The following is a 24,620-nucleotide window of genomic DNA, read 5'->3' as shown; positions in this document are numbered from 1 at the left end:
TCCTTGTGTCAGTTGCCTTGGAAGACCGGTTTTTGCTTGGCCACAAACGCGTGGTACGCGCGCCCGTAGTCCTCGGTCAGCATGCAGATGGCCTGGGCCTGGGCTTCGGCTTCAATGGCCTGTTCGATGGTCATGGCCCATTCCTGGTGCAGCATGGTTTTGGTGATGCCGTTGGCAAAACTCGGACCGGCGGTCAGGTCGGCGGCCAGTTTGTGGGCGTCGGCCAGCAGCGCTTCGGGCTCGCTCAGGCGGTTGAAGAAACCCCAACGCTCGCCTTCTTCACCACCCAGGCTGCGCCCGGTGTAGAGCAGCTCGCTGGCACGGCCCTGGCCGATGATGCGCGGCAGCATGGCGCAGGCGCCCATGTCGCAGCCGGCCAGGCCGACGCGGTTGAACAGGAAGGCGGTTTTGCTGCGGGCCGTGCCCAGGCGCATGTCGGACGACATGGCGATGATGGCGCCGGCGCCGGCACACACACCGTCGATGGCGGCAATGATGGGCTGCGGGCACACGCGCATCATCTTCACGAGCTCACCCGTCATGCGGGTGAACATCAGCAGCTCGGGCGCTTTCAGGTCGATCAGCGGGCCGATGATTTCGTGCACGTCGCCGCCCGAGCAGAAGTTGCCACCCGCGCCGGTGACCACCACGGTCTTGACGTCGGTCGCCCACTTGAGGTTGTGGAACAGGTCGCGCAGTTCGGCGTAGCTGTCGAAGGTCAGCGGGTTCTTGCGCTCGGGGCGGTTGAGCGTGATGGTGCCCACGCCGTCTTTCACTTCCCACAGGAAGTGCTGGGCTTGGTAGCCGGCCAGGGGCTTGTGGTTGCCGGCTTGCAGCGCGGGGTCGAGGGGCTTGTTCATCTTGTCTTCCTTCTTTGTGTTCACATGACTTCGCCGCCAGCGACGGAAATTTGCTGGCCGGTGACGGCAGAGGCGCCTTCGCCACACAGCCAGGCCACCGCGTCGGCCACCTGCTCGGGCAACACCAGCTTGCCCTGCGGGTTGGATTTGACGAATTCGGCACGGGCCTCTTCGGCGCTGCGGCCGGTCTTGGCCACCACACGTTCAATGCTTTCGCGCACGATGTCGGTTTCGGTGTAGCCGGGGCAGACCGCGTTGACGGTGACACCCTTCTTGGCCATCTCCAGCGCCAGCGATTTGGTCAGCCCGACCACGCCGTGTTTGGCCGCGCAGTAGGCCGACACGTAGGCATAGCCCACCTGGCCGGCCGTGCTGGCCACGTTGACCACGCGGCCCCAGCCGCGTGCCACCATGCCCGGCAACACGGCCTGGGTGCAGACCAGGGTGCCGGTGAGGTTGACGCTGAGCATCTGGTGCCACAACGCCAGGTCCATCTTGAGGAAAGGCGCGGTCTGGGCCTGGCCGGCGTTGTTGACCAGCACGTCCACCGGGCCAAAGCGGGCCTCGGCCTGTGCCACAGCCGCCGCCACCTGGGCCGGGTCGGCCACGTCGGCGCTCACGGCCAACAGGTGCTCCGGGTCGGTGTTGGCCAGGGCCTGCACCACGGCCAGCCGGCGGCCCAGCACGGTGACGTTGAGGCCACGTGCCACCAGGGCCTGCGCGATGGCCGCGCCTATGCCCTGGCCGCCGCCGGTGACGAGGGCGTGACGGTTGGCGCTCATTTGGCCGATGCCGCTGCGGCCATGGACTTCTCGCGGGCGAAGATGGACTCCATCTGGCCCTTGGCGGAGCGGTACTGCTTGGGCCAGCCCACCGGCGTGTAGCCGATCTTGGCCGCCTCGGTCAGCGTCCAGGCCGGGTTGGCCAGGTGCGGGCGGGCCACGGCGCAAAGGTCAGCGCGGCCGGCGGCCAAGATGGAGTTGGCGTGGTCGGCCTCGCTGATGGCTCCCACCGCGATGGTGGGAATGCCGGCTTCCTGGCGGATGCGATCGGCAAACGGCGTCTGGAACATGCGGCCATAGACCGGCTTTTCCTTCTTGCTGACCTGCCCCGAGGAGCAGTCGATCATGTCGGCGCCGGCGGCCTTGAACGCCTTGGCAATCTCCACCGCGTCGTCGGGCGTGATGCCACCTTCAACCCAGTCGTGCGCCGAAATGCGCACCGACATGGGTTTGTCGGCCGGCCACACGGCGCGCACCGCTTTGAAGACTTCCAGCGGGTAACGCAGGCGGTTCTCCAGGCTGCCGCCGTATTCGTCGCTGCGGTGGTTGGTCAGCGGCGAGATGAAGCTGGACAGCAGGTAGCCGTGGGCGCAGTGCAGCTCCAGCCAGTCGGCGCCGGCCTCGTGTGCTGCTTTCGTGGAGGCGACGAACTGGGCCAGCACCGTGTCCATGTCGGCACGGGTCATGGCCTTGGAGACCTGGCTCACACCTTCAAGGTACTGCTGCTCGGACGCCGACATGATGGGCCAGTTGCCTTCCACCAGCGGTTGGTCAATGCCGTCCCAGGCCAGGCGGGTGGAGGCCTTGGCGCCGGCGTGACCGATCTGGATGGCGAACTTGGCGTCGGTGTTGGTGTGGATCCAGTCGGCGATGCGCTTGAACGCGGTGGTGTGCTCGGGCTTGTACAGGCCGGGGCAGCCCGGGGTGATGCGGCCTTCCGCGCTCACACAGCTCATCTCGGCAAACACCAGGCCGGCGCCGCCCATGGCGCGTGCGCCCAGATGCACCAGGTGGTAGTCACCCGCCAGGCCGTCCACCGCGCTGTACTGCGCCATGGGCGAGACCACGATGCGGTTCTTGAGCGTGAGGCCGCGCACGGTGTAGGGCGTGAACATGGGGGGCACGGGCACCGGGCTGTTGAGGCCGGCCTTTTGGGCCAGCCACTGCTCGTAGCCGTCCAGCCAGGCCTTGTCGCGCAGGCGCAGGTTTTCGTGGCTGATGCGCTGGCTGCGCGTGAGCATGGAGTACATGAACTGCTCGGGTTCCAGCTGATCGCAGTAGCGCTTGCCACACACCTCAAACCACTCCATGGCGTTCCAGGCAGCGTTCTGCAGGCGCAAGGTTTCCACGCGGCGCAGCTCTTGGTATGTGCTGAGCACCTCGCCGATCTTGTCGGGGCTGTCGCCCAGCAACTTGAACTGGCGGGTGAGTTCGATCGCGTCTTCGATGGCCAGTTTGGTGCCTGATCCGATGGCGAAGTGGGCGGTGTGGACCGCGTCGCCCATCAGCACCACGTGGCTGTTGTTCTCGTTCTTGAGCCACCACTGTTCGCACACCACACGCTGGAAGTTCAGCCAGGCCGAGCCACGCAGGTGGCGGGCGTTGGTCATGAGCTTGTGGCCTTGCAGCGTGTCTTTGAACAGGTTCTCGCAGAAGGCGATGGACTGGTCCTGGTCGGCCTTGTCGAGGCCGTGGGCCAGAAACACCTCTTCGGGGCACTCGACGATGAAGGTGGTGGTGTTCTCGTCGAACTTGTAGATGTGGGCCTGGAACCAGCCGTGTTCGGTGCGCTGGAAATCGAAGGTGAAGGCGTCGTACAGGCGGTGTGTGCCCAGCCAGATGTAGCGGTTGGGGCGGGTGACGATGTCGGGCTTGAAGGTGTTGGCGTAGCGCGTGCGGATCTGCGAGTTGATGCCGTCGCTGGCGATGATCAGGTCGGCGTCCGCGTAGGCCAGGTCGTTGTCGGCGTTGGTTTCAAACACCAGCTTGACGTCCAGCTCTTCGCAACGTGCTTGCAGGATGTTGAGCAGCTTCTTGCGGCCAATGCCCACAAAGCCGTGGCCACCCGAGCGGATGGTGCGGCCCTTGAACAGCAGCTCGATGTCGTCCCAGTGGTTGAAGGCCTGCTCGATCTCGGCGGCGGTGGCCGGGTCCCACTGGCGCATGTTGTCCATGGTGGCGTCGGAGAACACCACGCCCCAGCCGAAGGTGTCGTAGGGCTTGTTGCGCTCGACCACCGTCACGTCGTGGGCGGGGTCCAGCTGTTTCATCAGGAGACCAAAGTACAGGCCGGCTGGGCCGCCACCGATGCACACAATTTTCATCGCAGTTCCTTCAGTTGGGTCGGATCAAGAACAACTCCATTCAGAGTCGAATAATTCATATCTAAAGTAAGTGAAGATGAGTTTAGAAGGACTTCCCCAATTTGGCAAGCGTTGCGCAGCGTGTCGTTGCGAGGGTTTACCCGATGGCGCTCGGGCGGGGGCTGGGTTCAGTTTCTCGCGTGGGACAGTTGCAGGCTGTCTACCCCTTCCAGTTGGCGCAGGAGGCGCGAAAGTTCGAACAGCGAACCCGCCTCAGGGCGGCTGGTGTTGGCCACCATGACGAACTGCCAGGTCACGTGGTGGTGTTGGCGGGCGATGTGCAACGAGCCCTCGGCCACGCTGTAGCCCCACGACCGCATGAGTTGACGCATGCCCCGCTCATCGGGCTCAACACCACTGCCAAAGCCCAGGGTGACGCCCAACGCACGCCGGGAGGGCAGACGCATTTCCAGTTTGGACCCCCACATCATCAGCGACGCCGACAGCAGCGACAGCAGGATGGCGGCGGCATAAAACCCCACGCCCACCAGCACGCCGATGGCCGACGAAGCCCAGATCGAAGCGGCGGTTGTGAGGCCGCTGATGTTCATGCCCTCTTTCATGATGACGCCCGCGCCCAGAAAACCGACGCCGGTGACGATGCCCTGCACCACCCGGGTGGGGTCCACCGGCGGCAGGCCCGTGTGCTCCAGCCCACCCCACCAGAAACCGGGGTAGCCCGAAAACACCGTCAGCGCGGCCGAGGCCATGCACACGATGCCGTAGGTGCGCATGCCGGCGGCACGGCCGTGGTACGAGCGCTCGTAGCCCACCAGCAAGCCCAGCAACAAGGCGCCCACGAGGTTGGCGAACACCAGCAGGTTCACTTCAACGAGGGGCGCACTCCAGTAGGACTGGAACAGGGGCAGCGTGTTCATGGCACTTCTCCTTGGCGTGTACCATCATGCCCACTTTGGTGCCTGCGGAAAACCCCGAGCACCCGGCTCATAAATCAGTAGATAATGATATTTGAGTGGGGCACCCAGTTGCACGTGGGCCACCCGCAGACGGGTTGAGTTGTGTTTGGGACTGCGTTTTTTCTTTCTTCTCTGGAGATGTTCATGAAACAAGTGTTTGTGATGGCTGCTGCCGCCGCTGCCATGGTTGTTGCTTCCCCCGCCATGGCCAACCTGGCCCTGGCGCAAAAGAACGCCTGCATGGCCTGCCATGCGGTGGACAAGAAGCTGGTGGGCCCCTCCTACCAGGACGTGGCCAAAAAGTACGCCGGCAAGAGCGCCGACGAACTGGCCAAGAGCATCAAGGCGGGCGGCTCCGGCAAATGGGGCGCCGTGCCCATGCCCGCACAGGCTGCGCTGAGCGACGCCGATGCCAAGACCCTGGCCGCCTGGATCCTCGGCGGCGCGAAATAAGTCTGACCAAGGCCTGTGAACCAGGCGAGCCCGGCTGACCACGGTCGCCAGGCTTGCGCCCGGTCATCCAACGCCCGCAGCGAAATCTGCGGGCGTTTTTTTTGACGTGGCACAAACAAGGCTGCGATGCGGGATACGAAGAGCGTGATATATCTTCATCCTGAAAGATGTTTTGCAAATGGTGTCGGGCCAAGGGCTGGGCACAAGGGGCACTTTTGCTACTTGGGGCGCCCTGGGGCGCCGTGACAGACTGATTGGAGAGCCTTCCGGATGGCCGAATCCAGCGATGAGTTGTTTGCCTTCGAGGACGAGGCGCCCGCCGATGGGATGGCGGGCGTGCGTCGCGCTGCACGCGAGTGGAAGGTGCTGGTCGTGGACGATGACGCGGATGTGCACCAGGCCACGCTCTTTGCCCTGCAAGACGTTCAGGTGTTCGGGCGGTCCATAAGTTTTCTCCACGCCCACAACGCGGCCGAGGCCCGGCGGTGTTTGCTGGACACGCCCGACCTCGCGCTGGTGCTGCTTGATGTGGTGATGGAGACCGAAAACGCCGGTCTGGAGCTGGTGGATTTCATCCGCAACGAGGCTGGCCTGACCGCCACCCGTATTGTGCTGCGCACCGGTCAGCCGGGTTATGCGCCCGAGCACGAAACCATTCTTCGCTACGACATCAACGACTACAAGACCAAGTCGGAACTGACCCGCCACAAGCTGCTCACCACCCTGACCACCGCCATCCGCTCCTACGAGCAGATCTGCGCGATCGAGGCCCACCGCAGCGGGCTGGAGCTGATCGTGCGCTCGAGTGCCGATTTCATGGAAGAGGGGGGGCTGCACACGTTTGCGCAGGGCGTCATCACCCAGCTGGCCGCCTTGTTGGGCACCCAACCCGAAGGCCTGGTGTGCGCCCAGGTGGAGCGAGGCGGGCGCGAGTACCGCGTGCTGGCGGCGGCAGGCCAGTTTTCGGCGCTCATCGACCGGCCGCTGGACACCCTGCCCGATGCCGACGTGCGTGCCTTGTTGGAGCGTTCGCTGCAACGACACGAGAACGTGTTTTCCCCAGCCGGTGTCGCGCTGTACGTGGGCTACCGCAACGGCAGCGACATGGCGGTTTTCATCGACACCCAGCAGACCCCCGAGAGCACCGACCGCAGTTTGCTCGACGTGTTCTGCTTCAACATCGGCAACCTGCTGCGCAACCGCCACCTGATGCAGCGCCTGCACGAGTTCGCGTTCTACGACCAGCTGGTGGGCTTGCCCAACCGCGCCAGTTTTGTCGATGCGCTGGACCGCCAGATCGCGGCCGGGGCAGAAGGGCATGCGCTGGCGTTGGTGGACATCGACGACTTCAGCGCCACCAACGACGTCATGGGGCACCGTTTTGGCGACCTGCTGCTCAGCGCGGTGGCCCAGCGCCTGCGTGAAAGCCTGCCGTTGCACACGGTGCTGGCACGCATCGGCAGCGACATATTTGGCGTGCTGGGGCCCAAAGCCGAGGTCAACCCCGACGCCCTGATGGCCGCCGCGCGCGTGCCGCTGAACATCGAAGGCATTGCGCACAAGTTGTCCATCACCTGTGGCTACGTGCAATTGCAGAGCGATGCCAGCGCGGGCGTGGACCTGCTCAAGGACGCCAGCATTGCCCTCAAGCGGGCCAAAAAAGACCACAAGGGCCATTACGTCACCTTCTCGGCGCACCTGGGTGCCGAGGCGCGCGCGCGCGCGCTTATGCTGGCCGAGCTGCGCGCCGCCTTCGAGACCGAGCGCCTCTACCTCGTCTACCAGCCCCAGGTGGACTTGAGCACCCACGAACTGATCGGGCTGGAAGCGCTGATCCGCTGGCGCACCGAGGATGGTCGCTTTGTGCCCCCCGATCAGTTCATCCCGGTGGCCGAACGCTCCGGCCTGATGGCGCCGCTGGGCCAGTGGGTCATGACCTCGGCGTGCATGATGATGCGTGACCTCCTCGACCTGGGCTTGGCGCCGCGGCGCATCGCCGTCAACGTGTCGGTGGTGCAGTTGCAAGACCCCGCCTTCACCGACCACGTGGCCCAGGCCCTGACCGTCAGTGGCCTGGAAGGCCGGCACCTGGAGCTGGAGATCACCGAGTCGGTGGCGGTGTTGCCAACGGCCTACCTCGAAACCACGCTCGCCGGCCTGCGGGCTCAAGCCATTGCCATCGCCATCGACGACTTTGGCACCGGCTACTCGTCGCTGAGCTACCTGGAGCGCCTGCCGCTGGACCGCATCAAGATCGACCGCACGTTTGTGCGCCAGATCACCGAGGCCAAGGGTCCGCGCATTGCTGAGATGGTCACCCAACTGGGCCGCAAACTGGGCTTGAAGGTGCTGGCCGAAGGCATTGAAGACGCCAGCGTCTGGGCGGCGCTGGTGGCCATGGGCTGCCATGATGGCCAGGGCTACCACATTGCCCGACCCATGGACAAGGAACAGCTGCTGGCCTGGTTGCGCCAGCGACGGGACGGCCCCGCCGCCGAGTGACCCACTGGAGGACGCCCTGATGCCCCCCCTGACGCGCCGCGATGTTCTTCTGGGCACCCTGTCCACAAGCGCCCTGGGGCTGGTGGGCTGCGACAGCGCGCCCATCAAAATCGGGTTTGTGGGCGGGCTCACCGGTCGCACCGCCGACCTGGGGTTGGCCGGCCGCGACGGCGCGCTCCTGGCCCTGGAACAAGCCAATCTGGCCGGTGGTGTGGGCGGGCGCCAGCTGGCGTTGCTGACCGCCGACGACCAGCAAAACCCCGACACCGCCGCCGCTGCCTTCCAGACCCTGCGCGAGGCGGGTGTGGCGCTCATCGTCGGCCCCATGACCAGTGCCATGGCCATGGCCATGGTGCCCCTGGCCAACGCTGCGGGTCTGGTCATGGTGTCGCCCACCGTGACCACCAGCGCGCTCACCGGCCTGGACGACCACTTTTTCCGGGTCATTTCCTCCACCCGGGAATACGCGCAGGCCAGCGCCCGTTTTCATGCGCAGCGCAGCAAATTGCTGCGGGTGGCGGCGGTGCTGGACATGTCCAACGCCGCCTACACCGAGCGCTGGCTGGACGACTTCGAGACCGAGTTTCGCGCGTTGGGTGGGGAAGTGGTGGCCAGGGAGGGCTACCGCTTCAAGCCCGGGATGGCTTTCGCCGATTTGGCCCGCAGTGCCCTGGCCAGCCAGCCCGACGGGCTGTTGCTGTTGACGGGTGCGGTGGACGCCGCCCAGCTGATACAGCAGGTGCGCAAGCTGCAGCCCAGCCTGCCGCTGATGACCGCCGAATGGGCGGCCACCGAACAACTGCTGGAGCTCGCGGGTGGTGCCGCCGAAGGGGTGGTGGCGGCGCAGTTCCTGGACCGCACCAACACCGCGCCCGCCTACCGCCAGTTTCGGCTGGCGTACCAGCAACGCTTCGGCAACCCGTCCGGCTTTGCCGACCTGGCCGGCTTTGACGCCATGCGTGTGGCCTTGCAGGCTTTGGGTGCGCAGCAGCGCGGCGAGCACCTCAGGCAAACCTTGCTGCGGGTGCGCCAGTTTGAAGGCACGCAGCAGGTGGTGGCGTTCGATGCCACCGGCGACGCGGTGCGGCAGACCTACATCACGGTGGTGAGGCAGGGCCGCTACGAGGTGCTCGCTTGAGCCGCTTCGGCGGGCCTTGGCGCCTGCGCACTTTGCTGGTGGGCCAGTTTCTGGTCGCCATGCTGGTGGCCTTGGTGGTGCTGACCTTGATGATGATCTTCTGGCGCCTGCCGCTGGCGCAGCAGCAAACCCAGGACGAACAGGCGCGTGTGGCCGACCTGGCGCTGGCCAACATGGAGCATGGCCTGGACAACACCCAGGCCCTGATGTCCACCCTGACCGGGCTGACCGGGCTGGCCGACTCGGCCGGTGGCCCGGCTGCCGCCATCGCCGCCGATGTGTTCGCGGTGGCCACGCGGCAACTGCTGTTGGGCGACAACCTGCTTGACGGCGTCTACCTGCTGGACGACACCCTCACCCTGCGCTCGGCCTTGTTGCGCCACGGTGTGGTGGCGCAGGCGGGCGAATGGGTGGGCAACGACCTCAGTGCCGTGGCGGTGCTGCGCACGGCGCGCGAGCAGGGCACCTTGCAGTGGAGCGCACAATTTCTTTCGCCCATACAGGGGCGGCCGGTGGTGGCGGTGGCGGTGCCTTTTGCGGGCGGCGTGTTGCTGGGCGAACTCTCCATGGACCGCCTGGTGAGCCTGACCAACCGGCCCAACCAGCGCGATGGCCTCTTGCTGCTGGCGGTGGACAACCGGGGTGCCCTGGTGTCGGCGCCCAACTTGCAGATGGTGCGCGAACGCACCAACCTCATGAACCTGCCGCTGGTGCAAGCCGCGCTGCGCGGCGAACAGGCCAGCGGGCGTTTTGAGTTTGATGGGCAACCCTACCAGGGCACTGCCCGCCTGTCCCATCGCCTCGGATGGGGTTTGCTGGTGGCCTACCCCGAATCGGTCGCGCAGGCGTCGCGGGATGCGGCCATCCTGATCGCGGTGGTCACGCTGTCGCTGGCGCTAGCCGTGGGCGTGGCCACGGCGGTGTGGCTGACCCACCGCATCGAGCGGGTGGTGCACGGCGCCATGGCGTTTGCCCACCGCATAGCGGCGGGGCAGTACGACGGGGCACCCCAAAGCAGCGGCATTGCCGAGCTGGAACGCCTGGGCACCGACTTGCAGCAGGTCGCTCAGGCCATTGCGCAGCGCGAACACCAGCTGGCCGACCAGGACAGGCGCTTTCGCGAGCTGGTGGAACACACCGCCGACCTGGTGATCGAGCTGGACCGCCATGGCACCGTGACCTACGCCAACCCCAGCGCCGAGCAGGTGCTGGGGCAGCCAGGGTTGCCGGCACGTGGTCGCGCCATCGTCGATCTGGTGGAGCCCGACGAGCGCGCCATGGTGCAAGAGTTTGTGGTGGTGGGTGGCAAGTTGCGCCGCCCCACCTACCGGCAGGACTTGCGCATGCTCACTGCGGGCGGGGCGGTGCGCGACATCGCCTGGAGCTCCAGCGTGGACCGCAACGCCGAGGGGGGCTTCGAGGGTTTCCGCTGCATTGGCATCGACGTCACCAGCCAGCGTGCGGCCGAGGCGGCGGTGCGCCGCAGCGAGGAACGCTTGCGCACCATTCTCGACAGCACGCCCGCGCTGGCGGTGCAGTGGTTTGACACCGAAGGCCGCGTGCTGGAGTGGAACACCGCCTCTGCCGCGCTGTTGGGCTGGTCGAAAGACGAAGCGATGGGGCGGCGGCTGGAGGAGCTGATCTACTCCCCCCAGCAACAGCGGGACTTCATGCACATGCTGGCCGAGGTGGGGCGCACCGGGCAACCCTACGGACCCTACGAAGGCGAGGTGCATGACCGCGCCGGGCGGGCGCGCTGGCTGTTGTCCACCACCATTGGTGTGCCGGGCGACGTGGCGCGGGGCGAGTCGCCCATGATATTTGTCTGTCTGGACGTGGACATCAGCGACCGCAAACGCGCCGAAGCCGCGTTGCTGGACCTCAACGCCCAGTTGGAGGGCCGCATCGAAGAGCGCACACGCAGCCTGTCCATCGCCAACACCGAACTGGAGCAGGCGCTGCAGACGGTGCAACTGGCGCAGGAGCGGCTGGTGGCGTCGCAAGACCGCCTGGTGCAGTCTGAAAAACTGGCCTCACTGGGCTCGCTGGTGGCGGGGGTCGCACACGAGCTCAACACGCCCATAGGCAACGGGCGCATGGCGGTGTCCACGCTGAAAGAGCGGGTCGGGCAGTTCCGCCGCCAAATTGAACAAGGCCTCAAGCGCTCCGATCTGGAGGCGTTTGTGTCCCATGTTGACACCGGCGGCGACATCGCCCTGCGCAACCTGGAGCGCGCCAGCGAACTGCTCAGCAGCTTCAAGCAGGTGGCGGTGGACCAGACCAGCGACCAGCGGCGGCGGTTCCGCTTGCGCGAGGTGGTGGACGAGATCGTGCTCACCCTGCAGCCCACCTTCAAACGCAGCGCCCACGAGTTGGTGTGCCGCGTGCCCGATGAGATTGAACTCGACAGCTACCCGGGCGCGCTGGGCCAGGTGCTCACCAACCTGATTCAGAATGCCCACATCCACGGGCTGGACGGCATCGAGCGCGGGCGCATCGACATCGCTGCCGAGGTGCGTGCAAGCGAGGTCTGCCTGTCGGTGGCGGACAACGGCCATGGCATCCCCGAAGCCAACCGCCGCCATGTGTTCGATCCCTTCTACACCACCAAACTGGGGCATGGCGGCAGCGGCTTGGGCCTGCCCATTGTGCGCAACATCGTCGCCGGTGCACTCGGTGGGCACATCGACTTCCGCCATCCGGACGCAGGGGGTGTGGTGTTCGAGGTGGTGATTCCGCTGACCGCGCCGGTGGCCCCCGCCACCGAAGCGGCGGCCGTTTGAGTGGTGGGGGCGTTGGCCCCACAGCCCTTGCCCACGTGTTTTTCGAAGGAGTCAGGATGTTTTTGAGATCGACACAACATGGCGCCGCCGGTGTGGGTGGGATGGTTGTGGCGCTGGTGTTGGGCCTGGCACCTGCCGCATGGGCGCAGGGCGCCAGCGCTGCCGCGCCCACAGGCAGCCGCTTGCAGCACATCCAGGCCAGCAAAAAACTGCGCGTGTGCATCTGGCCTGACTACTACGGCATCAGCCTGCGCAGCCCGCGCACGCAGCAACTGGCCGGTGTCGATGCCGATCTGGCACTGGAGTTGGGCAAGGACCTGGGGGTGGCGGTGGAATTTGTGGACAGCTCGTTCGCACGCCTGGTGGGTGACGTGACCGGCAACCTGTGTGACGTGGCGATGTTCGCGGTCGGCGTCACGCCCCAGCGGGCCGAGAAGCTGTTGTTTGCGCGGCCCACCCTGGCCAGCGACATCTACGCCATCACCACACGCAGCAACCGGCGCATCAAGTCTTGGGACGACATCGACAAGCCCGGGGTGGTGGTGGCTGTGATGAAAGGCACCCTGCACGAGCCGGTCATGCGGGCCCGCCTGAAGGCCGCCACCTTGCTGGTGGTGGACACCCCGATGGCGCGCGAGCAGGAAGTGGAATCGGGCCGTGCCGATGTGTTCATGACCGACTTCCCGTACAGCCGGCGGATGCTGGAGACCACCGACTGGGCGCGCCTGATCTCGCCCACCAGCACGTACCACATGACCGAGTACGCCTACGCCGTGGCGCCGGGGGATCTGCCCTGGTTCAACCGCGTCGAACAGTTTGTGCGCGACATCAAACGCGATGGCCGTCTGTTGCGTGCGGCCAGCCGCTACCGGCTGGAGTCGATCGTCGTGCCGAACTGATGGCCCAGTTGCCCGGACGAAGCTTTGGCCCGCCCGCGGACGACCCGCGTCCGGCGGTGCGTTACCAGTGGCTGGCGCGGCTGTTCCTGGGGCTGTTTCTGGTCACGGTGCTGGGTGCGGTGGGCTATGCCGTGTGGCGCGACCGCGAGGTGCAGTTGGAGCAGCAGTTGGTGCGCGCCCAGGGCAACGTGCTGATCTTTGAGGACGAGATCGGCCAGACCCTGCAACTCGTGGAAAACACCTTGCGTGCCCTGCCCGAAGTCTCGGGCGAACCTTTGGCCAGCGCGTCGCCGCAGTGGTTGTATGGCGTGTTGCGGCGCTTGCAGCACAGCCAGCCCGCCCTGCGTTCTTTGTCCATCCTCGACCGCAGTGGCCGGGTTCGGGCCAGTTCGCAGCCCAACAACCTGGGGGCGGTGATCGATACCCTGGGTTTTTTGCCGGCCGACCGCGCCACCGGCGAGTCGTCTGTCTTGCGCGTGGGGCCGGTCTGGGAGGGGCGCGACATCGGCGAGGCCCGCCCCACGCTGGCCGAGCAGCCGGGTGACCCGGCCAAGCCTTATTTTGTGCCGTTGCTGTTGCGCATGGGCGAGGGCGACGAAGCCGTCTGGCTGGTGGCCGCGCTCAACCCGGACTACCTGCTCGGGCGCATGGAACGCTTTCACCGCCCCGACAGCGACCGCGTGCACGTCGCCCGGCTCGACGGCCGGGTGCTGTTCAGCACCGATGACAGCCCCAACGGCGGCCCCTATCCCTTTGACGACCTGTTGCCCGACATCCTGACCCACGAACTTGGCACTGACGAAGGCGATGCGCTGAGCGCCTACCGCACCCTCAAGGCTTACCCGGTGTTTGTGTCGGTGCGGGTGGACCGCTTGGCGGTGCTGGCCGACTGGCGCCGCAAGTCGGCGGTGATCGGCTTGGTGACTTTGCTGGGGCTGGCCAGCGTGCTGGCGGGTTACCTGTGGCTGATGCGCCGGGTGCGCGCCGGCGAACAGGCCGAGGCCTTGCAGCAGGCCACCATCGTGCGGCTGTCGCAGGCGCTGGAGCAAAGCCCCAGTGGCATGCTGATCGTCAACGACCAGGGCCGCATCGAATACAGCAACCCCTTCTTGCGTCAGATGACGGGCTATTCGGCGGCCGAGCTGCAAGGTCGCACGCCCGCGCTGCTCGATGGCGGCCGGGTGGACAAGGCGCGTTACCTGGAGGTGCTGGCGCAGTTGAAGGCGGGCCAGATCTGGCGTGGTGAACTGCTGCGCCGGCGCCGCGATGGCCAGGTCTACCCCGCCCACGTGGTGGCGGCACCCCTGCGCGACGTGTCGGGGCACATCACCCATTTTGTGAGTGTGGAGCACGATCTCACGCAGGAGAAGCGGACCCTGGCCGAGCTGGCCCAGGCGCGCGACCATGCCGAGGCGGCCACACGCGCCAAAAGTGCCTTCTTGGCCAACATGAGCCACGAGATCCGCACCCCCATGAACGGGGTGATCGGCATGGTCAGCCTGCTGCTGGATTCGCGGCTGGACCCCGAACAGCGCGACCAGGCGCAGACCATCCGCGAGAGCGCCGAGTCGCTCTTGCACCTGATCGACGACATCCTGGACTTCTCCAAGGTCGAGGCCGGCAAACTGGTGTTGGCCAGCGCCGCGCTGTCGCCGGCCGAGCTGTGCCGAACCTGCGCGCGCCGCCTGCAGGTGACCGCACAGGGCAAAGGCCTGCGGCTGGTGTTGGCGTTGGCAGACGACGTGCCACCGGCGGTGCTGGGCGATGCCCAGCGTCTGCAACAGGTGCTGGTCAATCTGTTGGGCAATGCCATCAAGTTCACGGCGGCGGGGCAGGTGGTGCTGCGTTTGCAGCGGCTGGCACCGGCCTGCGCTTCAGACACAGGCGCGGAACCTGGCGCGACGCTGCGATTTGAGGTGCAGGACGAAGGCATAGGCATCGCACCGGAGGCGCAGCAGCAGTTGTTCCAGCCCTTCACCCAAGTGGACAGTTCCAGCTCGCGGGCTTTTGGCGGCACCGGCTTGGGCCTGTCCATCAGCCGCCAACTGGTGGAGGCCATGGGGGGACGCATCGGCGTGCACAGCGCGCCGGGTGCAGGGGCCACGTTCTGGTTTGAGCTGACCCTGCCCTTGGCATCACCCGTGGTGGCCCCGCTCAGCAGCCACCCTGCGCCCGCCGTGGCCTTGCCCCGCCTGACAGGGCGTGTGTTGCTGGTGGAAGACCAGCCGGTGAACCAGAAACTGGCGCTGGCCGTGCTGGGCCGGGTGGGCCTGGAGGCGGTGCTGGCGCAGAACGGCCGGGAAGCGCTGGACCGTTTGCGTGCAGAACGCTTCAACCTGGTGCTGATGGACTGCCAGATGCCGGTGATGGACGGTTTCGAGGCCACCGAACGCTTGCGGGCCGGCGAGGCGGGTGACGCTGCGCAGACCGTGCCCGTGCTGGCCCTCACCGCCAACGTGATGGCGGAAGACCTGGAGCGCTGCCGCGCCAGCGGCTTCGATGGGCACGTGCCCAAGCCCTTCACCATGAAGGGCTTGCACGCCGCCCTCGTGCCCTGGTTGCCGGCCGCATCGCCCGAAGCGGCGTCCTGATCTGAACCGGGTGGGCGGGGGCCTGGGCTCAGGCCGCCTGCATGGCAGCGGCCTGTTCCAGTGCGCGGTGTGGGGCGGCTTGGCAGTTGCGCACCACGGCTTGCAGCTCTTGCACCTTCAGCGGCTTGGTGAGAAAACCGTTGACACCGGCCTGTTCGGCCTCGCGCCGGGCCTCCTCCAGCGCGTTCGCCGTGAGTGCCACCACCGGCACCTGTCCGCGTGGTGCGGGCAGGGCGCGGATGTGCCGTGTGCTCTCCAGCCCGTCCATTTCGGGCATGTGCAGGTCCATCACCACCAGATCGAAGGCCTGTGCCTGCACCGCCTCCAGCGCCAGCCGCCCGTTGACCGCCTGAACCACCTCATGCCCCATTTTCTGCAACAGGGCGGTGGCCAGTTTGAGGTTGATGGGGTGGTCGTCCACCACCAGCACCTTCAGCACCTGGGCCGCCGGTGTGCCGGCCGTGGCGGTGACCATGTCGCCCCCCTCGGCGGTTGCCAGCACGGGCGCCGGCGGTGGCATGGTGTTGGCAAAGCAGGGCGCCACGCTGGCCTCCACTGTGGTGGGCAGGCGCAGGGTGAAGGTGCTGCCTTGTCCTTCGTGGCTCTCCACCTGCAGGCTGCCACCCATGAGTTCGGCCAGGGCACGCGAGATGTTCAGGCCCAGGCCCGAGCCGCCACGGCGCCGGTTGAGGCGCGACTCGACCTGGAAAAAACGTTCGAACAGGCGTGCCACCGACTCGGCCGACATGCCGATGCCGGTGTCGCGCACGGTGAACACCAGTTCGATGGTGTCGGCCGACAGCCCCGGTTGAACGGCCACTTCAAAGCCCACGCTGCCGTGTTCGGTGAACTTGACGGCGTTGCTCAGCAGGTTGAACAGCACCTGCCGGGTGCGGGTGGGGTCCAGTCGCACGGCAAGCGGCAACGAGGGAGGCATCTGGACATCAAACTGCAGACCCTTGTCACGCGCCTGTGCGGCCATGGGGGTGACCACGTCGCGCAACACGCGTGGCAGTTCGATGGCTTCGGGCGCCACCTTGAGCTTGCCCTCCTCAATGGCCGCCATGTCCAGGATGTCGTTGAGCAGCGTCAGCAGGTGTTGTGCGGAATCGGCGGCGGTGTGCAGGTAGTCGCGCTGGCGCGCATCCAGTGGCGTTTCGTGCAGCAGTTGCAGCATGCCCAGCATGCCGTTGAAGGGCGTGCGCAGTTCGTGGCTCATGTTCGCCAGGAAGTGGCCCTTGGTCACGTTGGCCTGCTCCGCCAGATGGCGCGCGATGTCCAGTTCGCGGTTGAGCTGCTCCAGTGCCAGCCGCTCGCGCTCCTGGCGCCGCTGGCGCACCACGATGGTCGCGGCCACACTCAGCAGCAGCAGGGCCTGGGCGGCAAACAGGCCCACGATCATCCGGCTCTGGCCGCGCAGGGTGCTGATCTGGTGCTGCATCTGGCGCGAGATCATGGCGTTGGACGCGAAAGACAAGGCCTGCACTTCGGGGCCGATCGCATCCATGTCCTGGGCGAGGGTGGCCCAGTTGCTGCGGTGCGCCGCCGGGTTGTCCAGCCAGGGTTGAATGCGCTCGGCCAGCACCTGCAGATGTGGCAGGGCCGCCTGGTATTCAGGCGTTTCACGCAGGCGGTCCACGCTGGGGCTGGTCAGCAGCAGGTCCAGGCGGCTTAAAAAGATGTCGAGGCGCAGCGTCAGGGCGTCCCAGTCGGTGCTGGCTTCGTCTGCTTCGCCAGCCAATGCCACGCCGCCGCGCATGCGCAGGAATTCACGCTCCAGCTGAAACACCAGCGCGGTGACCGAGTCGGCTTGCAACTGCGCGGCCTCCTCCGCCAGTCGGGCCTGGCGCAGAAAGATGCCCATCAGCACCAGCAGCCCGGCCAGCATCAGGGCGGTGGCCAGACCGAGCCACGCCCAGAAGCGTTGCGTGGCTTTGCGCCGCTGCATGGGCCTCAGTCGATTTCCAGCCCGCCCAATTGCCAGATGGAACGCTCGTAGTAGACGGTGTTCTGCAGCGTCGGGTTGCTGTCAAACGGGTAGACAACAAACAGCGGCCCTTTGGTGCGCACGGGGATCGGCTTGTCGTTCATGCGGTGGGCCAGCATCAGGTCGAACTTGGTCGTGTCTTCCAGGGGAATGGTGATCTTGTAGTCGTTCAGTGCCACCGCCTTGAGCGTGCTGCCTTGGGCCTTGACGGCGGCCAGCACATCGCGCAGCAGCGGGCCGGAGAACTTCACCGGCGTTTTCTCCCACGGTGTCATGGTGGTGAAGGTCTTTTGTGGCAAGGCTTCGAGCATGGCCATGTCAAACACCGCCTTGCCCGCCCGATTGCTGGCGCCCAATTTGCCACTGACGGTCAGCACCACCTTGCCTTTGGGCGCGTCCAGGGCCCACGCGGCCGACGGCAGCAGGCCCGCCCAAACGAGTGCCAGGGTGCTCCAAAGGGCGTGCAAAACGGGGCGGCGGGTGGGCATGTGGGTTTCCTTTGCAGGTTCTGCAAAATGACAACTCGTGGTTATCAATAGCAAAAAATTTGACAATGCGCGGAACTATAGCTTCTTTCCACCGCGATTTCCAGGCGTTTTCACTTTTAAATGATTTTATTGATTATAAATGCATTGATTTTAATATTTGTAAATCGAACTTTTTTTATTGCGCCTTGCTGCCCGGCTCGGGGTCGGGGCCTGGCGTGGTCGGGCCAAGGGGTGACTGAACGAATTGCGGCGAAAATACGGGCCTGGCCCCGATGGTGAAATCGGTAGACACAGCAGACTTAAAATCTGCCGCCCTTCATCGGGCGTACCGGTTCAAGTCCGGTTCGGGGCACCACATAGGTTTCTAGCGTTTTTCGATTGTCGTAAAAACGTAGAAAAATCAAGGCTTCCGGGCCGGTGGGTTTTCGGTATATTCCAGCCAGCGCGAACATTTGTAAGGTGTTTGCCCCCGAAAATCCCCCACCAATCCCCCGATGGCCACGCCGAAGAAAACACCCCAGGGCACGTACCGAATTCAGGTTGAGGTGCGCGGTGTGCGCGACTCGGGCACTTTCCCCACGGCGCGCGAGGCGCGGGAGTGGGCGGTGGCCCGAAAAGCGGAGCTGCAGGCCATCGGCAGTGGCAAGGTGGGCACTGTCAAAACGCTGCGGGATGCCCTGCGCAAGTACGCCGAAGAGGTGAGCCCGAAGAAGCGGGGCGAGCGCTGGGAGCTGGTGCGGCTGCAGGCGTATGAACGGCCGCCGACTGACGAGAAACCGGGCCATCGCCTGCCGCTCGATGCCAAGCTGTCCGATGTGACCAAGGCCGACCTGGTGGCCTGGCGCGATGATCGGCTGAAGGTGACGACGCGCGGCACGGTGTTGCGCGACATGACGTTGCTGGGCAACGTGCTGGAGGTGGCGCGGCGCGAGTGGGGGTGGATTCCCGCCAACCCCATGAGCGATGTGACCAGGCCTGCTGAGCCGGACCACCGCACCCGCGTGATCGCCGGCCCTGAGGTGCGCAAGATGCTGCGGGCGCTGCGGTATGGCTGGCCCGTGCGGTCGGTGGGCCAGGCGGTGGCGGCTTGCTTTCTGCTGGCCTTGTCCACCGGCATGCGCGCCGGCGAGCTGTGCGCCCTGACCTGGGCCGACGTGCGCGACGACTACGTGGTGCTGCACACCAGCAAGACGGGCGCCGGCCGGCATGTGCCGCTGTCGCCGGTGGCGCGGCGGATTGTGGCGGGCATGAAGGGCTGGGACGAGTCCAGCGTGTTCGGGCTGACGCCGCCGACCCTGGCGGCCATGTTCATCAAGTACCGCAAGCGGGCCGGGTTGGAGGGCTTCACTTTCCACGATGCGCGGCACTCAGCCGCCACACGCATCGCCCAGCGCCTCCACGTGCTGGACTTGTGCACGATGTTCGGGTGGAAGAACCCGAAGATGGCGATGACCTACTACCAGCCGAAGGCCAGCGACCTGGCCAAGCGGCTGTAAGTCAGTGCCGGGCCTCCCACTCAAGGATCTCTGACAGCAGCCACTTGCCGTCTTTGCCCGGCCGTGGGTACTGGCCCAGCTCCAAGCGCTTGGCCAGGGTGGGGCGGCTCACGCCCAGACGCAGGCACACCTGCTCGCGTGTGAGGCGTGGGCCAAACATGCGCACCAGTGTGGCCACGGTTTCGCGCAGGCTGCGCAGTTCTTTTTCGATGGCGGCTTCGCTCATTTCTCAACTCGCTTGAATGTGATCGCCCAGACCCAGGGATTGGCCTCCCAAGAGCCAGCGCCGTTGATTTCGTCCCAGAGCTGGGCATATGCGTCGTAGGCAGGGCACGCTGGGTCGGTGTAGACGCCCTCGACCTGGGCATCCGCCTCGCTGATGTCCTGCAGCCGCTCCACGCGGACCTCGGTCACTTCCAGGGTGATGCGGCTGGCCCAGCGGGGCATGTGGATGCTGGGGCGGCGATGCCACCCTGGCACTGTCGTACTGCGGCCCCTGATGAAGCCGTTCGGCTCCGAGAGCTGGACGCCCATGTCCCGGTTCGGGTGGAAACTCCAGCGACGTTTGCCGTGCTCGTCCTTGTGCACGCCCCATATGCCATGGAGGTAGTGCGTCTCCCGCACCCACAGCCGGTCGCCGGGCTGGCCGTGGGGACAAGAAAACTGTGTCGCCGATGGATGGATGTCCTGGTCTTCGCCGATGGTCCAGGCGAATTGGTGGACGCCGTCGAGGTCAACCCAGCAGCAACCGTCGACTTCGTCTGGGGGTTCCTGCTTTACCACCCGCCGTGTCTGCGTCTTCGTGCCAGCCAGCAGGGCGCGCACCATCGGCGCGCTGAAAAGGATTGGGCGTTCTTTGCTCATGCCGCCTCCAAACACAGCCCTGTGGCCGTCAGCTGCTGCACTTCGTTGATGGCGGCGTGCACGGCGCGTTTGTATTCGGCGGCGCCCAGTTGCTTGATCTGGAAGTGGTGGAGATCCACGAAGGTGGTGAGGGCGTCGATCTCGTGGAAGTAGAGCGGGGTGGGGCGCCAGCCTTGGGGCGTGTGGCTGCGGGCCGCGATGGCCTGCAGGACGTTGTGGGCGCTTTGCAGGTGCTCGGCCAGGCCGCATACCACGCGCTGGCGCTCGATGGCCTGGGCCACGGCGCAGGCCATGGCCAGGTTGGACCATTCGTCGTCGGTGGCGCGTGCTTGCCGCGCTGCTGCCAGCGCGAGGTGGAGGGGTTCGAGCAGGGCGGCGGTCTCGGCGTCGGTGAGGCATGCGGCGCTGATGATGGCCAAGCGCATGGAGTCCACGCGGGCGGGCCAGCGGGGTTGGCGGGGTTTTTTGCGGCCGTTCATGTGGCGCTCGCTTTCTGGGCCGCGATGGCTGCCCGAAGCCCGGTCTTGATTTCCTCGACCTCGCTTTGTCCGATTGCGCCGTCAGTCAGTGCACGGTGGAATGCGAGCGCCATTGCGTCTGTCACATCGCTCGGCACCGCCTCGGCCTGCGGCTGCTGCCCACGGCAATACGGGCACTTGGCCGCGTTGTGGTGGTTCGTTGGGTCAAAGCCCAGCGCCTCGCATACCTTGAGCATGTCGGGTTCTGCCTGCGGCTGCTCATCAACCGACACCGCTTCAATCGTGATGCGCACGCCCAGCCAACCGGCGCAGTCCTCACGCTGCACGGGGTAGTTGAATGTCAGTGGCTTGGTGCCGCAGTGTTGGACATAGGCCGACTTGAGCATGGACTCGGCCAGCAGTTGCACGGCGAATGGGTTCAAGCCGACGGCGTGGAGATCGTGCATGGTGGCGCTCATACCCGCCCCTTCGGAAACGGCCACAGGTCTGGGTTGGCCATGCTGTTGGTCGTCGCGCCCTGGTCTTCCCCAGCGGCCGTCGAAGCGGCCGCCTCATCGCCCTGCGACGCGTCAGCGGCGCCTGGATTGACATCCGAAGCGTGCTCATCGGCAGCGCCATCGCCAGCAGCGTCAGCGGCGGCCGTCGAAGCGGCCGCTTCGTCTTTCTGCATCGCGGCAGCGATGCCTGATAAGGCATGGGCAGCGCTGAGCTTGGGCGTTTCGTCGGGCGCCTGTTTTGCGCCTCGCGCAGCGGGGGGTCGGCGGTTTGCTTCTTTGGGCTTGCCCCCTCGCGCAGAACGCGCTTGCGCAGCAGGGTGCAGGGGTGGAGAGGCTTCCGTGGCCTCGGCGGCGGGTGCGGCTGTGGTGGGCGCGCTGGCCTGGGCTGCGCGGGTGTTGGCGCGGGTTTGGGCTTCGATGGCGGCTTTGTCCACGCCAAAGGCTTCGGCCACCAGCCACAGGGCGTCGTTGCCGTCTTTGCCGCTGTAGTCCATCAGGTGCGGGTGGTAGCCGCACTCGTTGAACATGGTGATCAGCAGCAGGGCGGCGCCGGGGTTGGTGCTGTCGTTGCGCACCCAGTCCAGCAGGCCTTCCTTGGGGGCCACTTTGCCCAGGGCCAGCAGCTTGCACAGCTTTTTGGCGTCGTCCTGGTTGAGCCGGTCGGCGGCCCTGGTGGCAATGTGGCGGGTAACGCGGTCCAGTTCGGGGCCGCTGGTCTGGCCCTGGGTGCGCTCGTGCACTTGCTGCCAGGTGGCCTCCAGCACGGCCCAGCGCCAGGCTTGCTCCAGGGCGTTTTTGGCTTCGGCGCGTTCGCGCTCGACCTGCAGGTTGGCTTCGGCCTCGGCATCGCCCTGCAGTTTCTTGGCGGCTTTGTTGTCGCCCTTGGCCTGCAGCAGCTCGGCCACCTTGTCGGTGGGCAGCACGGCGATCAGGTCGCCTTCTTTGTGCGGGTTGGCCACGAGGATGGGCTGCACATCGGCCTTGGCCAGTTGCTTGGCCAGCACGGTGCGCAGGGGTTTGTCGGTGGGGCTGTCGCTGGCGTCGTCCAGGCGCAGGTAGCCCTCCACGCGGGTGCTCCAGCTGTGGGGCATCAGCTCGCGGGCCTCTTTGCCTGTGATGATGGTTTGCCCCCGCGCCTGGGCCTCGGCCAATTGGCGCGCCTGGTGGGCGGCCTCTTTGCCGTGATAGCACTTGGGGTCGGTGCACATGTCTGCACCCTTGGCGTCGGCAAACAGGTCGGGGTTCGCGCCGGTGCGTTTGGGGCAGGCCTTGCATTCACCGGCGGCGGGCACCAGGGTGGCGTCTTTGATGGGGAACTTGGCGTATTCCAGCTTCAGCATGAACTCGCGCTGCACGATGTCGCACGCCTGGCGGTAGCTGGGCATCTGGCCGTAGAAGTCTTCCTCGGTCAGTTCCTCCACCGCCTTGGCTTGCAGCTCACCGTCTGGGATGCGCGCCACCAGCAAGGCGCGGCTGGCGTCCAGCTTGCCTTCGCGCAGGGCCTCGCGGCCTTGGGGGCCGAGGTCCAGCAGCTTGGTGCGGGCGTACACGTAGCTGCGGCTCTTGCCGATCTTGGCGGCCACCTGGTCGGCGTTGAGGCCGGCGTGCTGCATCAGGTGCTCGTAGCCCTCGGCCTCTTCCAGCGGGGTGAGGTCGTCGCGCTGCAGGTTCTCGATGATCTGGATTTCGAGCATCTGGTCGTCGGTGAGGTGGCGCACCATGGCAGGGATGGTGGGCATGCCGGCCAGTTGGCTGGCGCGGTAGCGGCGCTCGCCGCTGATGATTTCGTGCGTGGGCTTGGGGCCGGTGCGGCGGGTGAGGGTGTTCACCTCGAAGAAGGTGTCTTGCAGGCGGCTGCCGGGCAGCGGCCGCACCAGGATGGGCTGGTGCACGCCCGTGGCTTTGATGCTGTCGGCCAGCTCCTGCAGCTTGGCCTGGTCAAACGTCTTGCGCGGGTTGGTGAGGCTGGCCACCACCACCTCCAGCGGCAGCACGGCGAAGTGCTGCTCGGGCGTGGGGGTGGGGTCGGTGGCCTCGTTTTCGATGGTTTTGGCGGTGGGCCAGGCGTTGTCGGGCTGGGCACCGCCCAGCTCGTATGCGGTGAGGGGCATTACTTGGTCCTCCAAAGGCGGGCGGTGGTGGGGCTGGTTTTGCGCACGAGGTACTGGGGGTGGTCCTCGCCCTTTTTGTTGCGCTTGGTGGCTTCGGCCAGAAGGGGCACGTACCACTCGAACTTGAGGGGCACGCTGGTGTCGGGCTCGGTCAGCTTGGCAAAGATGCCGTCCCACTTGCAGCCGCCGTGCACACGGCTCAGGGGCACGGGCACGCCTTTTTCGGGCTTGAGTTTGGCAATGTCGGTGGGGTCCACGTACACGGGTGGGCGCGGGGTGCGGCGTGTGGCGCTGCCTGCAATGCGCGCCGCTGCCATGGCCGGGCCTGGGCTGTAGACGTACTCGCCGTCTTCGTCGGGCACGCGCAGCAGGGCGCCGCTGTCCACCGCGCTTTTGAGCTGGGTGTGGACGCTGCTGGCGGTGGCGCTGAATTTTTCGGCCACGTCCACGCGGGTGAGCGTTTCTTCGGGGTTGGCCAGGAAGAAGGTGATGACCTTGGCCGGCAGGCCGTGGGGTGCGAACTTGTTGAGGGGGCCGGGGCGCTTGCTCATGCTGCGGCCTCCGTGGCGCGGGCTTCTTCCGTGGCCTGGCTGAGCCAGTGCTGCAGGCTGCTCACCTGCATGCCCAGTTGTGTGGCCACGCGCACCTCCAGCGTGGCGCCACGGCTGTTTTGCCAGCCGTCCAGTGTGGCCACGTGGGTGCAGTCCATCAGGTGTTTGATGTCCACGCGCAGGTGCTCGGCCCAGGGGGCCTCATCGGGCACACCGTTTTCGGCGGGGTTGAACACCTGCCAGCCGGCGGTGCGCAGGGCCTGCGCGGCCAGGTTGAAGGCGGGGCGGTTGTGGTCTGCCACGTTGGTGATGGGGCCGCTGATGTAGATGCGCGGTGTGCGGCTCTGGCCGGGCGTGGGCTCGGCGTCGGCAAAGTCCACCGGCCATTCGCGCGGGGAGCGGCGCAGCATGTCGAGCGCGAGGCTTTGCGCGGGTGTGGCGGGGTGGCCCACGGCGGGTTTGAAGGTGCTGTGCACGGCAACGGCGCCGGTGGGCGTGTCGCGCAGGGTGAGTTGCACGGTGCTGGCGGGGTGGCTCAAGATGCTTCCTGTGTGGTTTGGGGGTGGATGTGGGTGGCATTGGCCACCACCAGGCGCACGCCCACCATGGGCGCCTCCACGGTGATGTGCATGCCTTTGGTGAGGCGCCGGGCGGCTGCCTGGCACTGGGCGTGGTGGTCCAGCGGGTAGGGCTGTTCCACATGGATGGGCAGGCGCATGGGGCTGTCGCTCTCGATGTCGAGGCACAGCACCGGCACCATGTGGCCTTCGCCGTCGATGACCTTGTTGCGCACCTCGGGGGCGCGCAGCAGGCGGCCGGTGTACTGGGCGTGGATGGCGCCGAAGAGGTCGGGGGCCAT

21 protein-coding genes and 1 tRNA gene are annotated in these 24,620 nt (G+C 66.3%); 8 read left to right on the top strand and 14 right to left on the bottom strand.

Annotated elements, in window-relative coordinates; genetic code table 11:
• Positions 1-8: 8 nt before the first annotated feature.
• The 4 genes from ACFQPB_RS07825 to ACFQPB_RS07810 all read right to left on the bottom strand — a co-directional run bounded on the left by ACFQPB_RS07825 (position 9) and on the right by ACFQPB_RS07810 (position 4,883).
• Positions 9-860, bottom strand: a complete 852-nt coding sequence (locus ACFQPB_RS07825; RefSeq protein ID WP_382221526.1) for an enoyl-CoA hydratase family protein — start codon at positions 858-860, stop codon at positions 9-11.
• A gap of 20 nt (positions 861-880) precedes the next feature.
• Positions 881-1,642, bottom strand: coding sequence for an SDR family NAD(P)-dependent oxidoreductase (locus ACFQPB_RS07820; RefSeq protein WP_382221523.1), 762 nt, complete (start codon positions 1,640-1,642; stop codon positions 881-883).
• Positions 1,639-3,966 carry a bifunctional salicylyl-CoA 5-hydroxylase/oxidoreductase gene (locus ACFQPB_RS07815; RefSeq protein WP_382221520.1) on the bottom strand — a complete coding sequence of 776 codons (2,328 nt, stop codon included), beginning with the start codon at positions 3,964-3,966 and terminating at the stop codon, positions 1,639-1,641. The genes ACFQPB_RS07820 and ACFQPB_RS07815 overlap by 4 nt, the downstream gene beginning before the upstream one ends.
• 167 nt (positions 3,967-4,133) lie before the next feature.
• The gene (locus ACFQPB_RS07810; RefSeq protein WP_382221517.1) at positions 4,134-4,883 is read right to left on the bottom strand and encodes an MgtC/SapB family protein; all 750 of its coding nucleotides are present in this window, start codon (positions 4,881-4,883) and stop codon (positions 4,134-4,136) included.
• Between the two features lie 183 nt (positions 4,884-5,066).
• Here ACFQPB_RS07810 and ACFQPB_RS07805 point away from each other — a divergent pair, with 183 nt between their 5' ends.
• The 6 genes from ACFQPB_RS07805 to ACFQPB_RS07780 all read left to right on the top strand — a co-directional run bounded on the left by ACFQPB_RS07805 (position 5,067) and on the right by ACFQPB_RS07780 (position 15,288).
• A complete protein-coding gene (locus tag ACFQPB_RS07805) occupies positions 5,067-5,375 on the top strand; it encodes a c-type cytochrome (RefSeq protein WP_382199134.1) in 309 nt (102 codons plus the stop codon).
• A gap of 270 nt (positions 5,376-5,645) precedes the next feature.
• Positions 5,646-7,877 (top strand): putative bifunctional diguanylate cyclase/phosphodiesterase, encoded by a 2,232-nt coding sequence (locus ACFQPB_RS07800; RefSeq protein ID WP_382221514.1) that lies wholly within the window; start codon positions 5,646-5,648, stop codon positions 7,875-7,877.
• Between the two features lie 19 nt (positions 7,878-7,896).
• Positions 7,897-9,015, top strand: a complete 1,119-nt coding sequence (locus tag ACFQPB_RS07795; protein WP_382199132.1) for an ABC transporter substrate-binding protein — start codon at positions 7,897-7,899, stop codon at positions 9,013-9,015.
• The gene (locus ACFQPB_RS07790; protein WP_382221511.1) at positions 9,012-11,798 is read left to right on the top strand and encodes a PAS domain S-box protein; all 2,787 of its coding nucleotides are present in this window, start codon (positions 9,012-9,014) and stop codon (positions 11,796-11,798) included. The genes ACFQPB_RS07795 and ACFQPB_RS07790 overlap by 4 nt, the downstream gene beginning before the upstream one ends.
• A 56-nt stretch (positions 11,799-11,854) precedes the next feature.
• On the top strand, positions 11,855-12,697 hold the full coding sequence (locus ACFQPB_RS07785; RefSeq protein ID WP_382221509.1) for a substrate-binding periplasmic protein: 843 nt from the start codon (positions 11,855-11,857) through the stop codon (positions 12,695-12,697).
• Positions 12,697-15,288 (top strand): ATP-binding protein, encoded by a 2,592-nt coding sequence (locus ACFQPB_RS07780; protein WP_382221506.1) that lies wholly within the window; start codon positions 12,697-12,699, stop codon positions 15,286-15,288. Before ACFQPB_RS07785 ends, ACFQPB_RS07780 begins: the two co-directional genes overlap by 1 nt.
• Before the next feature lie 28 nt (positions 15,289-15,316).
• Here the strand turns inward: ACFQPB_RS07780 and ACFQPB_RS07775 are convergent, their stop codons facing one another.
• Both ACFQPB_RS07775 and ACFQPB_RS07770 read right to left on the bottom strand, forming a co-directional pair.
• Positions 15,317-17,236 (bottom strand): response regulator, encoded by a 1,920-nt coding sequence (locus ACFQPB_RS07775; RefSeq protein ID WP_382221504.1) that lies wholly within the window; start codon positions 17,234-17,236, stop codon positions 15,317-15,319.
• Positions 17,237-17,241: 5 nt separating this feature from the next.
• Entirely contained in the window at positions 17,242-17,763 is a 522-nt protein-coding gene (locus ACFQPB_RS07770; RefSeq protein ID WP_382221501.1) for a putative pterin-binding protein, read from the bottom strand.
• 266 nt (positions 17,764-18,029) lie between these two features.
• On the opposite strand from ACFQPB_RS07770, the gene ACFQPB_RS07765 reads away from it, so the two are divergent.
• Positions 18,030-18,118, top strand: a tRNA-Leu gene (locus ACFQPB_RS07765).
• Between the two features lie 139 nt (positions 18,119-18,257).
• Positions 18,258-19,259, top strand: coding sequence for a tyrosine-type recombinase/integrase (locus ACFQPB_RS07760; RefSeq protein WP_382221500.1), 1,002 nt, complete (start codon positions 18,258-18,260; stop codon positions 19,257-19,259).
• A gap of 1 nt (position 19,260) precedes the next feature.
• On the opposite strand, the gene ACFQPB_RS07755 is transcribed toward ACFQPB_RS07760, so the two are convergent.
• The 8 genes from ACFQPB_RS07755 to ACFQPB_RS07720 are packed head-to-tail and all read right to left on the bottom strand — an operon-like array spanning position 19,261 to position 24,620.
• Positions 19,261-19,485 (bottom strand): helix-turn-helix transcriptional regulator, encoded by a 225-nt coding sequence (locus ACFQPB_RS07755; RefSeq protein WP_382221497.1) that lies wholly within the window; start codon positions 19,483-19,485, stop codon positions 19,261-19,263.
• Positions 19,482-20,123, bottom strand: coding sequence for an ASCH domain-containing protein (locus tag ACFQPB_RS07750; RefSeq protein WP_382221495.1), 642 nt, complete (start codon positions 20,121-20,123; stop codon positions 19,482-19,484). Before ACFQPB_RS07750 ends, ACFQPB_RS07755 begins: the two co-directional genes overlap by 4 nt.
• On the bottom strand, positions 20,120-20,602 hold the full coding sequence (locus ACFQPB_RS07745; protein ID WP_382221492.1) for a hypothetical protein: 483 nt from the start codon (positions 20,600-20,602) through the stop codon (positions 20,120-20,122). The genes ACFQPB_RS07750 and ACFQPB_RS07745 overlap by 4 nt, the downstream gene beginning before the upstream one ends.
• Entirely contained in the window at positions 20,599-21,048 is a 450-nt protein-coding gene (locus tag ACFQPB_RS07740) for a hypothetical protein (RefSeq protein WP_382221489.1), read from the bottom strand. The genes ACFQPB_RS07745 and ACFQPB_RS07740 overlap by 4 nt, the downstream gene beginning before the upstream one ends.
• Positions 21,049-21,056: 8 nt before the next feature.
• The gene (locus ACFQPB_RS07735; RefSeq protein WP_382221486.1) at positions 21,057-23,210 is read right to left on the bottom strand and encodes a ParB/RepB/Spo0J family partition protein; all 2,154 of its coding nucleotides are present in this window, start codon (positions 23,208-23,210) and stop codon (positions 21,057-21,059) included.
• Positions 23,210-23,761 (bottom strand): hypothetical protein, encoded by a 552-nt coding sequence (locus ACFQPB_RS07730; RefSeq protein ID WP_382221483.1) that lies wholly within the window; start codon positions 23,759-23,761, stop codon positions 23,210-23,212. Before ACFQPB_RS07730 ends, ACFQPB_RS07735 begins: the two co-directional genes overlap by 1 nt.
• Positions 23,758-24,300 carry a DUF4406 domain-containing protein gene (locus ACFQPB_RS07725; RefSeq protein ID WP_382221480.1) on the bottom strand — a complete coding sequence of 181 codons (543 nt, stop codon included), beginning with the start codon at positions 24,298-24,300 and terminating at the stop codon, positions 23,758-23,760. Before ACFQPB_RS07725 ends, ACFQPB_RS07730 begins: the two co-directional genes overlap by 4 nt.
• Positions 24,297-24,620: a hypothetical protein gene (locus ACFQPB_RS07720; protein WP_382221477.1), complete on the bottom strand. Its 324-nt coding sequence runs from the start codon at positions 24,618-24,620 to the stop codon at positions 24,297-24,299. The genes ACFQPB_RS07725 and ACFQPB_RS07720 overlap by 4 nt, the downstream gene beginning before the upstream one ends.

It is taken from the genome of Hydrogenophaga atypica, from assembly GCF_042665215.1.
Taxonomy (GTDB): Bacteria; Pseudomonadota; Gammaproteobacteria; order Burkholderiales; family Burkholderiaceae_C; genus Hydrogenophaga; species Hydrogenophaga defluvii_A.
Note: the sequence above shows the minus strand (reverse complement) of the source record. Positions and strands in the feature narration are given on the sequence as shown.

Excerpts from the sequence above, each read along its gene's own strand:
- ACFQPB_RS07750 (WP_382221495.1), bottom strand. The coding sequence starts at position 20,123 with ATGAGCAAAGAACGCCCAATCCTTTTCAGCGCGCCGATGGTGCGCGCC.
- ACFQPB_RS07795 (WP_382199132.1), top strand. The coding sequence starts at position 7,897 with ATGCCCCCCCTGACGCGCCGCGATGTTCTTCTGGGCACCCTGTCCACA.
- ACFQPB_RS07720 (WP_382221477.1), bottom strand. The coding sequence starts at position 24,620 with ATGGCCCCCGACCTCTTCGGCGCCATCCACGCCCAGTACACCGGCCGC.
- ACFQPB_RS07800 (WP_382221514.1), top strand. The coding sequence starts at position 5,646 with ATGGCCGAATCCAGCGATGAGTTGTTTGCCTTCGAGGACGAGGCGCCC.
- ACFQPB_RS07780 (WP_382221506.1), top strand. The coding sequence starts at position 12,697 with ATGGCCCAGTTGCCCGGACGAAGCTTTGGCCCGCCCGCGGACGACCCG.
- ACFQPB_RS07785 (WP_382221509.1), top strand. The coding sequence starts at position 11,855 with ATGTTTTTGAGATCGACACAACATGGCGCCGCCGGTGTGGGTGGGATG.
- ACFQPB_RS07810 (WP_382221517.1), bottom strand. The coding sequence starts at position 4,883 with ATGAACACGCTGCCCCTGTTCCAGTCCTACTGGAGTGCGCCCCTCGTT.
- ACFQPB_RS07775 (WP_382221504.1), bottom strand. The coding sequence starts at position 17,236 with ATGCAGCGGCGCAAAGCCACGCAACGCTTCTGGGCGTGGCTCGGTCTG.
- ACFQPB_RS07820 (WP_382221523.1), bottom strand. The coding sequence starts at position 1,642 with ATGAGCGCCAACCGTCACGCCCTCGTCACCGGCGGCGGCCAGGGCATA.
- ACFQPB_RS07825 (WP_382221526.1), bottom strand. The coding sequence starts at position 860 with ATGAACAAGCCCCTCGACCCCGCGCTGCAAGCCGGCAACCACAAGCCC.
- ACFQPB_RS07755 (WP_382221497.1), bottom strand. The coding sequence starts at position 19,485 with ATGAGCGAAGCCGCCATCGAAAAAGAACTGCGCAGCCTGCGCGAAACC.
- ACFQPB_RS07760 (WP_382221500.1), top strand. The coding sequence starts at position 18,258 with ATGGCCACGCCGAAGAAAACACCCCAGGGCACGTACCGAATTCAGGTT.
- ACFQPB_RS07740 (WP_382221489.1), bottom strand. The coding sequence starts at position 21,048 with ATGCACGATCTCCACGCCGTCGGCTTGAACCCATTCGCCGTGCAACTG.
- ACFQPB_RS07735 (WP_382221486.1), bottom strand. The coding sequence starts at position 23,210 with ATGCCCCTCACCGCATACGAGCTGGGCGGTGCCCAGCCCGACAACGCC.
- ACFQPB_RS07745 (WP_382221492.1), bottom strand. The coding sequence starts at position 20,602 with ATGAACGGCCGCAAAAAACCCCGCCAACCCCGCTGGCCCGCCCGCGTG.
- ACFQPB_RS07770 (WP_382221501.1), bottom strand. The coding sequence starts at position 17,763 with ATGCCCACCCGCCGCCCCGTTTTGCACGCCCTTTGGAGCACCCTGGCA.
- ACFQPB_RS07815 (WP_382221520.1), bottom strand. The coding sequence starts at position 3,966 with ATGAAAATTGTGTGCATCGGTGGCGGCCCAGCCGGCCTGTACTTTGGT.
- ACFQPB_RS07730 (WP_382221483.1), bottom strand. The coding sequence starts at position 23,761 with ATGAGCAAGCGCCCCGGCCCCCTCAACAAGTTCGCACCCCACGGCCTG.
- ACFQPB_RS07805 (WP_382199134.1), top strand. The coding sequence starts at position 5,067 with ATGAAACAAGTGTTTGTGATGGCTGCTGCCGCCGCTGCCATGGTTGTT.